This is a genomic window from Roseomonas sp. TS2 (assembly GCF_058833935.1).
This window is the reverse complement of the sequence record NZ_JCACVY010000009.1, coordinates 36,301-47,342: the sequence shown is the minus strand read 5'-3', so window position 1 is coordinate 47,342 and position 11,042 is coordinate 36,301. Positions and strand designations below refer to the sequence as shown.

Below are 11,042 nucleotides of genomic sequence, written 5' to 3'. Positions count from 1 at the left end.
CGGCGAAAATAAGGGGACATCCACGACCTCGTGCGTTATGGCGCCCGTTAATTCGCATCGGCGAAATCTCGCGTCAATCGGTAAGTCTCATTTTTGCGACGCGGGCTGGCTTACTCCCGCCGCCGGCCGGAAGCCCTTCTGGGCCCAGACAATGCCGATGATCTTGGCCACGGCCTCGAAATGCAGGGGCGGGATTGGCTGGCCCACCTCCACGGAAGCGTGCAAGGCCCGCGCCAGCGGCTTGTCCTCCATGATGGGCACCCCGGCGGCCTGAGCCCGTTCACGGATCCGCAGCGCCAGGTGATCGGTGCCCTTGGCCAGACAGACCGGCGCGTAATCCTCCCCGCGCTCGTAGCGCAGGGCCACGGCGAAGTGGGTGGGGTTGGTGATGACAACCGTCGATTTCGGCACATCCGCCATCATTTGTCTTTGCGAAAACTGGCGGCGTCGTTTCTTGAGGGCGGCCTTCACATGCGGATCGCCATCGGTCGAGCGCATCTCCTCGCGCATCTCCTGAATGGTCATCCGCTGCCGCCGTTGATAATCGAAGCGCTGGAAGCTGATGTCGATGGCCGCGATCAGGAATGAGACCGCCGTCACCGCAAAGAGGATGGTGATAATCGCGTTGGTCGCCAAAGCCGGAAAGGCGGCCGGGTCCAGCTCCGCCAATGATGCACTCTGCTCGTAGAGCGGCGTGCCGACAAGCCAGCAGGCGGCGGCAACGGCGCTGGCCTTGAGCAGGTTCTTGCCGAACTCGAACAACGCCTTGAAGCTGAAGAGGCGCTTCATGCCGGAGAGCGGCGAGATGTGCGACAGCCGCACCTCTAGGCGCTCCGGCGCCACCACCACGGTGTTCTGCATCAGGTGCGGCAGCAGGCTGCCGGCCATCAGCAGGCCGAAGACCGGCAGCAGCGCCAGGGCGAGCGCCTGCACCAGCGCCCAGCCGGCCTGGCGGTAACCCTCCTCCGTCAGCAGCAGGAAGGCCTCCGGCTGCTCGATCATTGGCAGGAGCAGGGTGGCGACGTGATGGGCGATCGTGCCGCCTGACAGGCCCAGCACAATCAGCATCGCGGCATAGAGGCCGAAGCTGGAGCCCTCGCGTGAGATCGGCAGATCGCCCTTCTCTCGCGCCTGCTGCAGCTTGCGGGCGGAGGCTTCGAGGGTTTTTTCCTGGCCACTTTCTTCTGCCATGCGGCTCAGCGCCCGGCCATGATGGCGGGCCCATAAGCGGCCAGGACCTCCGCCACGAAGGAGGGCGCCGTCACCTGTAGCAGTTGCAGCCCGACCAGCAGCAGGGCGGGGGCGCCAATCATGAAGACCGGCATGGCCGGCAAAGCCCGGTTGATGCCTGCCAGCGCCATGTTGAACAGCACCGATAGCAGCAGGAACGGCATGCTGAGCTGCATGGACAGGCGGAAGGCGGCCTCCACCCCCTCGGTGACGGAGCGGGCGGCGGCGGCGCTGGGCAGCGGCTCGCCCAGCCCTACCAGGGCGTAGCTGTCGGCCAGGGCGCGCAGGCCCAGATGGTGCCCGTCGATGGCGAACAGCGCCACCAGGCAGGCTACGTAGATGGCCGCTCCCAGTACCGCGGAATTGTCCATGCCAATGCCGAAGGCGAAGGCGTTGCTGATGCCGATGCTCTGGCCAATGATCTGCCCGGCCGCCTGCACGGCGGAGAGCAGGATGCGCGAGAGCGTGCCGAGGAAGGCGCCAGTGATCACCTCCAGCGCGGCCGCCGCCACGCTGCCCCACACGCCAGGCGCCGCCGTGGCGGGCCCCGCCAGCGGGGCGATGCAGTAGGCCACCACCAGCCCGGCGATGATGCGGATCCGGGCCGGCATCTGCCCCTCGCCCAGGCCGGGCAGCAGCATGAAGGCGGCCGAGACGCGGCAGAACACCAGCAGCAGGCGGTAGAGCTCCGCGTTCAGCCAGTGTTCCAGCGTCATCGCCGCCTGCATGGCGGGCAGCCGGGTCAGATCTGGCCGACGGTGCGCAGCTTGGCCCGCTGGTGCACCTCGGCATGGGAGATGACGGCGATGGTGGGGTTGATGCGCTCCACCAGGTGCCGCACGAAGGGCCGCGCCCCGGCCGAGGTCAGCACCGCCGGCCAGTCGCCCTTGGCCGCCGCCTCGGCGATCCGGGCGCGGGTGGCGCTGACCAGCTCCTGGATTTTGGAGGGCGCCATGGCGAAGCTGCGCTGGTCGCCCTCCTCGACGATGGCGCTGCCCACCTCCTTCTCCCATTCGGGCGAGAGCAGCAGGGCGGTGATATAGCCATCCTCCTGCGTCAAGCCGCGGCAGATCTGCAGCGACAGGCGCTGGCGCACATGCTCGGTCAGCATGGAGACGTTTCGGGTGAAGCTGGCGCCCTCGTGCAGCGCCTCCAGGATCAGCGGCAGGTTGCGGATCGAGATCCGCTCGGCCAGCAGGGTGGAGAGCACCTTCTGCAAGGTGGCCAGCGGCAGGACGGCGGGGATCAGGTCCCCGACCAGCCGCTGGTGCTCCTTCTCCAGCCCGTCCAGCAGCTTCTGCGTGGCGGCATAGCCCTGGAGCTGGGCCATGTAGCCCTTCAGCACCTCGGACATGTGGGTGGTCAGCACCGTCTCGACATCGACCACCGTCAGCCCCTGCGCCATGGCCATCTCGCGCAGCGCCGGCTCGATCCAGCGGGCGCGGATGTGGAAGGAGGGCTCCTGCGTGTCGATGCCGGGCACGCCGATCTCCTGCCCGCCCGGCGCGAAGGCCAGGAGGCGGCCAAGCATCAGCGTCTCCCGCGCCACCTCCACGCCCTGCACCTGGATGGAGTATTCGCCCGAGGCGAGGTCCATGTTGTCCTTGATGCGGACGGCGGGCAGCACGAAGCCGTATTCCAGCCCGAAGGCGCGGCGCAGCTTCTTGATCTTCTCGGACAGCCCGCCCTGGCGGCCGGCAGTCAGCGAGACGAGGCCCATGCCGAGCTCCAGCCGGACGTCATCCACCCGGATGAGCTCCGCCATGCTCTCCTCGCGCGGTGCGGCATCGGGCGTGGCGGCGCTGCTCTCCGCGGCGGCGGCGGCGCGTTGCACGGCGGTCTGCGCCAGCCAGCCGCCGCCTGCCGCCACCAGCCCAAGCGCCACGAAGGGCAGGCCGGGCAGCACCGCGAAGAGGCCCGACAGCCCCGCCGCCAGGTACAGCGGCTTGGGATGGGCGCCGAGCTGGGCGATGAAGGCCTTGTCGGTCGAGCCGCGCACGCTGCCCTTGGAGACCAGCATGCCGGCGCCCACCGAGACGATCAGCCCCGGGATCTGCGAGACGATGCCATCGCCCACCGCCAAAGTCACGTAGTTCGCCGCCGCGCCGGAGAGCGGCATGCCATGCCGCATGGTGCCGACGACGATGCCGCCCAGCACGTTGACAATGGTAACGATGATGGCCGCCACGGCATCGCCGCGGACGAATTTCGAGGCGCCGTCCATGGCGCCGAAGAAGGAGTTCTCGTCCTCCAGCTCCTTGCGGCGGCGCTTGGCCTCGGCATCGTCGATGGTGCCGGCGGCGAGGTCGGCGTCGATCGCCATCTGCTTGCCGGGCATGGCATCCAGGCTGAAGCGTGCCGCGACCTCGGCGATGCGCCCCGCGCCCTTCGTCACCACGATGAAGTTCACGATGATCAGGATGGTGAAGACGATGACGCCGATGATGAAGTCGCCGCCGACGATGAACACCGCGAAGCCGTGGATGACGCTGCCCGCCGCGTCCAGCCCGCGATGGCCGTCGGCCAGGATCAGCCGCGTGGTGGCCAGGTTCAGCGCCAGCCGCAGCAGCGTAGCCACCAGCAGCACCGTGGGAAAGACCGAGAAATCGAGCGGCCGCTCGATCCAGATGGCGACCATCAGGATCAGCACGGAAAGAGTGATGGAGGTGGCCAGGCCGAGATCGACCAGCCAGCGGGGCATGGGCAGCACCAGCACCGCCAGCAGCAGCACCAGCGCCGCGGCGAACAGCATGTCCTGGTGGCCGAGACTGTCGCGCAGCCTGCGCAGGAACGACATGGCTTAGAGCCCGACGATCAGCTGCGCGATCTCCTCCGTATAGGAGCGCAGCGCGGCGAAGCCGAAAGGCAGGGAGAGCATGGTGGCCACCAGCGTCACCACGATCTTGGGAACGTAGGAGAGGGTCATCTCCTGGATCTGCGTCAGCGCCTGCAGCACCGAGACGGCGACGCCGGTGATCAGCGCGGCCAGCAGGGGCGGGGCCGCCACCAGCATGGTGGTGTAGAAGCCGCCGCGCAGAACCTCGACAACGTCGCCTTCATTCATCGGAAGCTCCGGCCGTTCTGGCGGTCAGGCGAGGAAAGGGATCATGGCGGTGCTCACACCGCCATGCGCAGCACATCCGTGTAGGCGCCGACGACCTTGTCGCGCAGCTGGGTCAGGGTCTGCACGGTGAGTTCGGCGGCGGCGGCGGCCTGCACCACCTCCTGCACGTCGGCCGTGCCCGCCACGCCGCGCGCCGCGGTCACTTCCGCGCGGCGCAGCGTGGCCAGCGAGGCCCGTGCGGCATCGCCCACCATGGTGCCGAAATCCCCCGAGGGGGTGGCCGTGGCACCGTAGGCGCGGATGGCGGCGGAGACGGGCGGGATCGCCGCGAGCGGTGTGGTCATGGCGTTCACGCCCTCAGGATGTCGAGTGTCTTGCCGTAGAGCGCGCGGGCCTGCTGCATCACGGCAATGGAGGCCTCGTAGCTGCGCCCGGCGCTGCGCAGGTCCGCCTGTTCGATCAGCGGGTCCACATTCGGCAGCTTGACGTAGCCCCGCTCATCCGCCGCCGGGTGGGCGGGGTCGAACTGGGTGCGGAAGTCGCGCGGGTCGGGGCGGATGTTGTCCATGCGCACCAGCTGCGCGCCGGTGCCGCGGTCGACCATCCGGCCGAAGGTGAGCAGCTTGCGCCGGTAGGGGTCACCGCCAGGCACTGCGGCGGTGGAGGCGGCGTTGGCGATGTTCTCGGCCGCCACCCGCATGCGCACGGCCTGGCTGCTCATGCCGGAGGCGGCGGTGGCCATCGCCTGGGTCAGCGGGCCGGCGCCGGAGACGGGGTTGATGCGGATCATCAGCGGCCTCCGGCGGCGGTGCGCAGCAGCGCCGTGCCGCGGCGGTAGACCAGGGTGGCGAGGTCGTAGGCCTTCGCCACGTCGGCCTGCTTGACCATCTGTTCCTCCAGATTGACCGTGTTGCCGTCCGGGTCCTCGCTGTAGCCCTCGGCACGGTCGGCGGTGACGGTCAGCCCCTCCCGCGTGCGGCCGAGATGGCCCGGGCGCGTCGCCGCGAGTTGCAGGCTGGGCAGGCCGGGCTGGTTGCGCAGCAAGGCGCTGTCGAACTGGAAGGCCTTCACGTCCCGCGCCCGGTAGAGGGGCGTATCGGCGTTGGCGATGTTCTGCGCCAGGATGTTCTGCCGCTCCGCCAGATGCCGCATGCGGGCGCCGGTGATGCGGAAGACGTCGATACCGTCGAGCATGGGATCGGGGCGCCTCTCTGCTGTCGCCCCGACGAATAGCGCCGGCCCTTGCCCTTGTCGAGATTTTTCGCATAGATGCTTCGGCAGGAAGGTCCTGGAAGTGGGTGTGCTTTCCAGGCTATCCGCAAAAATTCGCATGAGGACTTTGCCGGTGGTCTCACCTTTGGGCGATGTCGCCTCGCAACTGGCGCGGGTGCCGCGATGGCAACGCTTCGGTACGCTGTCGGCGGTGCGCGGCGCCGCGCTCTCGGCCACCGGCCTGGGCGAGAGCCTGGCGATCGGTGACCGCATCCGGGTCGGGCGCCCGGGGCGCGGCGCCATGCATGGCGAGATCGTCGCCTTCTCGGCCGAGAGCGCCATCGCCGTGCCAGAGGGTGGCACGGAGGGGCTCAGCCCGGGCGCCCGTCTGTGGCTGGAGGAGCCGCTGAGCCTCTACCCCTGCGATGCCTGGATGGGCCGGGCGATCGACAGCCTGGGGCGGCCGCTGGACGGGCTGGGGCCGCTGCCGCAGGGCCGCCGCGGCGTGCGGCTGCGCCAGGCCCCGCCCGATGCGTTGCGCCGCCGGCTGGTGGGCGCGCGGCTGGGCACGGGGCTGCGCGCGCTGGATGTGTTCACCCCCATCTGCCGTGGCCAGCGCCTGGGCATCTTCGCCGCCTCCGGCGTCGGCAAATCGACGCTGATGGGCATGCTGGCGCGCTTTGTCGAGGCGGATGTGGTGGTGGTCGGGCTGGTGGGGGAGCGCGGGCGCGAGGTGCGCGAGTTCCTCGACCAGACGCTGGGCGAGGCAGGGCGGCGGCGGACGGTGGTGGTGGTCTCCACCTCCGACCAGCCGGCGCTGGCCCGGCGCCGCGCCGCGCAGGCCACGCTGGCCGTGGCCGAGCATTTCCGCGCCGAGGGCCGGCAGGTGTTCCTGCTGCTCGATTCCGTCACCCGGCTGGCGCATGCACAGCGCGAGATTGGCCTCGCCGCCGGCGAGCCGGCCACCGCACGCTCCTACACCCCCTCCGTCTTCACCGAGCTGCCCGCCCTGCTGGAGCGGGCCGGGCCGGGCGTGCAGGGGGAGGGCGACATCACCGCCGTCTTCACCGTGCTGGTCGATGGCGACGACCATGACGAGCCGATCGCCGATGCCGTGCGCGGCATCCTGGACGGGCATATCGTGCTGGACCGCCGCGTGGGGGAGCGGGGCCGCTGGCCGGCCATCGACGTGCTGCGCTCCGTCAGCCGCGCCCTGCCGCGCTGCCATTCGCCGGAGGAGAACCGGCTGCTGTCGGAGGCGCGGCGCCTGATCGGCACCTATGCCGACATGGCGGAGATGATCCGGCTGGGCGCCTACCGCGCGGGCAGCGATGCCGAGGTGGATGCGGCCATCCGCCACCACCCGGCGCTGGAGGCCTTCCTGGGCCAGGGCATCGACGAGCGCGCCGATGCGCCGGCAGCCTTCGCCCGGCTGGGCCAGATCCTGCAGGGGGGGTGAGGCCGGTCATGTCCTGGAAGCTCCCGGAGGGCGCCGAGGTTCCGCCGCACCTCCCGCCGATGCCCTTCGCGCCGGCGGCGCTGCGCCTGCCGGCGGTTCCGCCGCCCCCGGCCCCCCTGTCCGTCGCCCCGGGACTGGAACTGCTGGTCGACCGCTTCCTGCCGGATGAGGAGGCGGATCTCTTCAACCGCCCGGCCTTCCATGCGCTGCATCGCGCGCGCTGCCCTGGCGGGGGCGTGCTGATGCAGCTGCGGCAGGACCGTTCGCCGCGGATCTGCGGCCGGTTCCACGCATTGCAGGTGGAGCCGGGCCTGTGGTCCAGCCCCGGGCGTGGCTCCTATGGCGGTTTCGACCTGGCGGAGGATCTGGGGCCGGTGGAGACGGAAGCCTTCATCCGCGCCGCAGAGGTCTGGCTGCTGGCCGCCGGCGCGCGCCGCCTGGAACTGGTGCTGCCGCCGCTGGGCTATGCGCCGGAGCGGAGCGCACTGACCTTCAACGCCCTGGCGCGCCTCGGCTATGGCGTGACGCGGCACGAGCTGAACCAGGCGATCAGTCTGGGCCGCCACAGCTTCAGCGCCTGCGGCACCTATGCCAACCGCAAGCGGCTGGCCAAGGCGGCGCGGGAGGGGGTCTCCGCCAGCCTGCTGGAGCCGGCCCTGCATGAGGCGGCCTATGGCGTGCTGCTGGAGAGCCGGCGCAAGAAGAACTACAGCCTGAGCATGAGTTGGCCCCAGGTGCAGGAGATGCTGGCGGGATTCCCCGGCGCCGTGCATGTCTTCGGCGCCTTTTTGAAGGGCGAGATGATCGCCGCCGCCCTCTGCGTGCAGGTCAACCCGGCGATCCTCTACGTCTATGCCTGGGGCGAGAAGCCCGGCGTGGAGCGGCTCAGCCCGGTGACGGTGCTGGCAGGGCGCATCTACCACTTCGCCCGCGCCGAAGGGTGCCGGATGCTGGATCTCGGCACGTCCTCCATCCAGGGCGAGCTGAACCAGGGGCTCTACGCCTTCAAGAAGAGCCTGGGCGCCGCGGCGTCCGTGAAGCTGTACCTGGGTAAGACGCTGGGCTGGACCGTGTGAAGGCCCAGCCCTCTTGAAAGCCCGCTCTGGCGACCGGCTTCAGGCCTGCGGCTTGCGGGCGCGGATGCCGATATTGGCGAGCAGATCGGGCGGCACCTCCTCGCCCACCTGCACCAGCGCCGTCAGCAGCTCCTCCGAATAGTCGAGCATCATGCTGTTGGGCAGCGTCTTCACGAAGTAGCCGAAGCGGTGCTCGGGCACGAGGCCGGCGCCGGAAAGATCGGCCGCCAGGGTGTCGAGGTCATAGACCCGCAGGTGCCCCACCTGGTGGTCGCGCGGGGAAAGCTCGTCCAGCCGGCCGATCAGCCCCATGCGCAGCGCCACGCGGCGGTGCAGGGAGCGGCGGTTGGGCACCACCACGATCAGCGAGCCGCCCGGCTTCAGCCAGCTCGCCGCCTGCGCCAGGGTCACGGCGGGCTCGGCCACATGCTCCATCACGTGCAGTGAGAGCACCACGTCATAGGCGGCGGGGGCGTGAAACTCTTCGAACATGGCGCAATGCACGCCCAGCCGCTCGCCATGCCGGCGGCGCGCTTCCTCGCTCAGCGTGGGCGAGCCCTCCACCAGCTCCAGGCTGAAGGGGCCCTTGATGAGCACGTCGGTCATAAGGCCATTGCCATGCCCCATGGTCAGCACGCGGCTGCCAGGCGGGATCTGCGCCAGCACCATCGGCGCGGAACTGAGCTGCATGGTGTGCTCGACATGGTGGTCCACCACCGCGTCGTTCAGGTAGTAGTCCTGCGCCAGGCGCTCCAGCTCGTCCTGTGTGACCGTGCTCATCAGGGTTCTCCTATCCGCAGTCCCGTCAGGATCTGCTCATTCATGGAATCGAAGCCGAGCCGGCCGGCGCCGCACAGCAGCTGCCCCGCCCAGCCTTCCGGCCCCCGCGCGTGGAAGGCCGCCAGCGCCGCCTGAAAGGCCCTGCGGTTGTCGAAGCTCGGCACCTGCAGGCAGGGCAGGCTCGTCACGCCCAGCAGACGCATCGGCGCGCCCTCCCGCAGCAGCCCCGTCTCCTCCAGCGCCCGGCGGGCTTCCGCCGCGCCGGGAAGAGGCAGCCCCTCCGGCACATGGCCGAATTCCAGCGCCATCACGCGCCGGCCGCCCTCCGCCACAGGGCCGGCGGAGACACGCAGCGCCGGCGCGCCGGGTGCAGCGAGTAGCAGGCTGAAGGGGCAGTGCCGAAGGTCGGCCTCCGCCACCTCAGCCCAGCCGAAGGCGGCGCTCAGGCGTTGCGGCGCGTAGTCCACCCCGGCGGCGCGGAACAACTCCTCCGCCCCAAGCCCCAGCGCGCAGGTGGCGGCGGGCAGGCTCAGCCGCTGCGGGGCGCCTCCGGGTGGTGCGGCGAAGTCCAGCAGCACTGTGCCCCGCGGCCCGGAGGCCATGTGCCGCAGCCGCCCCACCGGATTGATCCGCACGGAGGGCAGCGCCGTCAGCAGGGCCAGCAGCCGCTCCACGAACACCGCCGAGACGCCTCCCCGCATCCCCCAGAAGGGCCGGTGCGGGCGGAAGCCCGGCGTCTCGCCCCGGAAGACCTCCAGCGCGGTGCGCGGGTGGAATAGCGCCAGCCACAGCTTGCGCCGCGCCGCCGCGACGCGGCTGGCCCAGCCCGGATCGAGCCGCGCGGCCACCGCCGGGATCAGCAACCCGTGCAGCGTGGCGCCGTGATTGGCCAGCGACGCTTCCTCCAGCGGCGTCTCCTCCAGCGCCGCCCGTACCGCGCCCGCCGGGTGGCCGGGCCGGAAACGGCAGGGCGGCGGGGAGGGGTCCTCCAGCAGTGCCGCCGCCTCCCGCGCGATGCGGCTGCGGCGCGCGGGGTCGAGCAGCGGCGGCAGGGCGGCGATGTCGGCATTGGTCAGCACGCAGGGCGCGCGCCGGCCTTCCAGCCACATCTCGGGCGCCGCGGCGCGCACCAGCTCCTCGCCCAGCACCTCCTCGACTAGGGCACGGATGCTGCCGAGGAAAGGCAGGTGGTCATCTCGCGCCATGTCGCAGCCCGAAACGGGCTGGTCGCCCGCCGCCTCATGCTCCAGCTCGAAGACGCGGATGCCGAGGTTGAGCCGCCTTCCCTCCAGCATGATGCCGGCGAAGCTGGCGCCGAGCCGCGCCGGATCGGCGTGCAGCGTCACCGGCCGGCCGTGCTGGCCGGCCCGCAGCGCCGCCACCAGGCAGGCGATGGAGCCGCCGACGAGGTGCAGCGCCTCAGCCATGACCTGGCTTGCGGAAGCGGAAATAGGTCATGGCGGCATGGCCGGGCATGGCCTCCGCCAGGCTGTCATAGGCCTCGATCAGCGCCGAGCCGAGCCGCGCCATGCCGGCATTCGGCAGCGGCTTCAGCAGAATGCCCTCGCGCCCCACCTCCTCCAGCCCCAGCGCACCGATCCAGGCGGCGCTGTGGTCTGGCGGCTCCAGCCGCAGCGTGTGGAACAACGCGCCGCGCTCGCTGATGGCGCAGGGATCCTCGATCAGGCCGGCCTTCCAGGCCGCCAGCCGGTGCAGCGAGTGCGGGTTGGGCAGGGTGACATGCAGCAGGCCGCCTGGCCGCAGGCCGCGCAGCAGGCGGGCCAGGGCGGCGGCGGCATCGGGCAGCTCGTGCAGCACGTTCAGCGCCAGCACATGGTCGAACGGCTCCTTACCGGTGAAATCCTCGATCAGCCCCTCGATGACGGTGACGCCGGGCAGGCCGCGCGCCCGGGCCCGCGCCGCATAGGAGACGGAGCGTTCCAGGCAGAGGAAGCGGCGGCCCTCGCCGCAGAGCTCGGCCGTGAGCAGGCCGGTGGCCGAGCCGGCCTCCAGCACATGATCATCCGGCCGCAGGTGGCGCAGCACGCGGCGCGCGGTAAGGCGCGTGTACCAATGGTCGAAATCCTGCTCCGGATCGTAGCGATCCGAATAGTCGGCGGCGCGGAGGGGAGAGGCTTCCGCAGGCATGAAAGGGGGGGGAGGGATCATCGCAGGAACCTTGGCGGCAAGAGGACCATGCGCGAGATTCGCACCGCGCTTC

The 11,042-nt window shown here is 70.6% G+C and carries 12 protein-coding genes; 2 read left to right on the top strand and 10 right to left on the bottom strand.

Annotation, left to right across the window (positions count from 1 at the left end):
• Positions 1-87: 87 nt before the first annotated feature.
• From ACZJYS_RS03570 to ACZJYS_RS03540, 7 genes are read right to left on the bottom strand one after another with little or no spacing between them, the layout of a single operon-like run.
• Positions 88-1,191, bottom strand: coding sequence for an EscU/YscU/HrcU family type III secretion system export apparatus switch protein (locus tag ACZJYS_RS03570; protein ID WP_493175844.1), 1,104 nt, complete (start codon positions 1,189-1,191; stop codon positions 88-90).
• Between the two features lie 5 nt (positions 1,192-1,196).
• A complete protein-coding gene (locus ACZJYS_RS03565) occupies positions 1,197-1,958 on the bottom strand; it encodes a flagellar biosynthetic protein FliR (protein WP_493175842.1) in 762 nt (253 codons plus the stop codon).
• 14 nt (positions 1,959-1,972) lie between these two features.
• A complete protein-coding gene (flhA, locus tag ACZJYS_RS03560; RefSeq protein WP_493175841.1) occupies positions 1,973-4,027 on the bottom strand; it encodes a flagellar biosynthesis protein FlhA in 2,055 nt (684 codons plus the stop codon).
• Between the two features lie 3 nt (positions 4,028-4,030).
• Entirely contained in the window at positions 4,031-4,294 is a 264-nt protein-coding gene (locus ACZJYS_RS03555) for a flagellar biosynthetic protein FliQ (RefSeq protein ID WP_379640528.1), read from the bottom strand.
• Positions 4,295-4,347: 53 nt separating this feature from the next.
• The gene (gene fliE, locus ACZJYS_RS03550; RefSeq protein WP_379640529.1) at positions 4,348-4,638 is read right to left on the bottom strand and encodes a flagellar hook-basal body complex protein FliE; all 291 of its coding nucleotides are present in this window, start codon (positions 4,636-4,638) and stop codon (positions 4,348-4,350) included.
• 5 nt (positions 4,639-4,643) lie between these two features.
• On the bottom strand, positions 4,644-5,084 hold the full coding sequence (gene flgC / locus ACZJYS_RS03545) for a flagellar basal body rod protein FlgC (RefSeq protein WP_493175840.1): 441 nt from the start codon (positions 5,082-5,084) through the stop codon (positions 4,644-4,646).
• Entirely contained in the window at positions 5,084-5,488 is a 405-nt protein-coding gene (locus ACZJYS_RS03540; protein ID WP_493175839.1) for a flagellar basal body protein, read from the bottom strand. The genes flgC and ACZJYS_RS03540 overlap by 1 nt, the downstream gene beginning before the upstream one ends.
• Before the next feature lie 136 nt (positions 5,489-5,624).
• On the opposite strand from ACZJYS_RS03540, the gene ACZJYS_RS03535 reads away from it, so the two are divergent.
• Both ACZJYS_RS03535 and ACZJYS_RS03530 read left to right on the top strand, forming a co-directional pair.
• Positions 5,625-6,965, top strand: coding sequence for a FliI/YscN family ATPase (locus ACZJYS_RS03535; RefSeq protein WP_493175837.1), 1,341 nt, complete (start codon positions 5,625-5,627; stop codon positions 6,963-6,965).
• 8 nt (positions 6,966-6,973) lie between these two features.
• Positions 6,974-8,041: a GNAT family N-acetyltransferase gene (locus ACZJYS_RS03530; protein ID WP_493175835.1), complete on the top strand. Its 1,068-nt coding sequence runs from the start codon at positions 6,974-6,976 to the stop codon at positions 8,039-8,041.
• A 39-nt stretch (positions 8,042-8,080) separates the two neighbouring features.
• Here ACZJYS_RS03530 and ACZJYS_RS03525 read toward each other — a convergent pair whose 3' ends face one another.
• The 3 genes from ACZJYS_RS03525 to ACZJYS_RS03515 are packed head-to-tail and all read right to left on the bottom strand — an operon-like array spanning position 8,081 to position 10,990.
• Positions 8,081-8,821, bottom strand: coding sequence for a class I SAM-dependent methyltransferase (locus tag ACZJYS_RS03525; RefSeq protein ID WP_493175833.1), 741 nt, complete (start codon positions 8,819-8,821; stop codon positions 8,081-8,083).
• Complete coding sequence (locus ACZJYS_RS03520) at positions 8,821-10,248, bottom strand: hypothetical protein (RefSeq protein WP_493175832.1); 1,428 nt, start codon at positions 10,246-10,248, stop codon at positions 8,821-8,823. The genes ACZJYS_RS03525 and ACZJYS_RS03520 overlap by 1 nt, the downstream gene beginning before the upstream one ends.
• Positions 10,241-10,990 carry a class I SAM-dependent methyltransferase gene (locus tag ACZJYS_RS03515; RefSeq protein WP_493175830.1) on the bottom strand — a complete coding sequence of 250 codons (750 nt, stop codon included), beginning with the start codon at positions 10,988-10,990 and terminating at the stop codon, positions 10,241-10,243. The genes ACZJYS_RS03520 and ACZJYS_RS03515 overlap by 8 nt, the downstream gene beginning before the upstream one ends.
• Positions 10,991-11,042 lie beyond the last annotated feature (52 nt).

Bases quoted from the DNA above. Each gene is read 5' to 3' on its own strand.
- ACZJYS_RS03570 (WP_493175844.1), bottom strand. From the start codon at position 1,191: ATGGCAGAAGAAAGTGGCCAGGAAAAAACCCTCGAAGCCTCCGCCCGC.
- ACZJYS_RS03565 (WP_493175842.1), bottom strand. From the start codon at position 1,958: ATGCAGGCGGCGATGACGCTGGAACACTGGCTGAACGCGGAGCTCTAC.
- flhA (WP_493175841.1), bottom strand. From the start codon at position 4,027: ATGTCGTTCCTGCGCAGGCTGCGCGACAGTCTCGGCCACCAGGACATG.
- ACZJYS_RS03555 (WP_379640528.1), bottom strand. From the start codon at position 4,294: ATGAATGAAGGCGACGTTGTCGAGGTTCTGCGCGGCGGCTTCTACACC.
- fliE (WP_379640529.1), bottom strand. From the start codon at position 4,638: ATGACCACACCGCTCGCGGCGATCCCGCCCGTCTCCGCCGCCATCCGC.
- flgC (WP_493175840.1), bottom strand. From the start codon at position 5,084: ATGATCCGCATCAACCCCGTCTCCGGCGCCGGCCCGCTGACCCAGGCG.
- ACZJYS_RS03540 (WP_493175839.1), bottom strand. From the start codon at position 5,488: ATGCTCGACGGTATCGACGTCTTCCGCATCACCGGCGCCCGCATGCGG.
- ACZJYS_RS03535 (WP_493175837.1), top strand. From the start codon at position 5,625: ATGAGGACTTTGCCGGTGGTCTCACCTTTGGGCGATGTCGCCTCGCAA.
- ACZJYS_RS03530 (WP_493175835.1), top strand. From the start codon at position 6,974: ATGTCCTGGAAGCTCCCGGAGGGCGCCGAGGTTCCGCCGCACCTCCCG.
- ACZJYS_RS03525 (WP_493175833.1), bottom strand. From the start codon at position 8,821: ATGAGCACGGTCACACAGGACGAGCTGGAGCGCCTGGCGCAGGACTAC.
- ACZJYS_RS03520 (WP_493175832.1), bottom strand. From the start codon at position 10,248: ATGGCTGAGGCGCTGCACCTCGTCGGCGGCTCCATCGCCTGCCTGGTG.
- ACZJYS_RS03515 (WP_493175830.1), bottom strand. From the start codon at position 10,990: ATGATCCCTCCCCCCCCTTTCATGCCTGCGGAAGCCTCTCCCCTCCGC.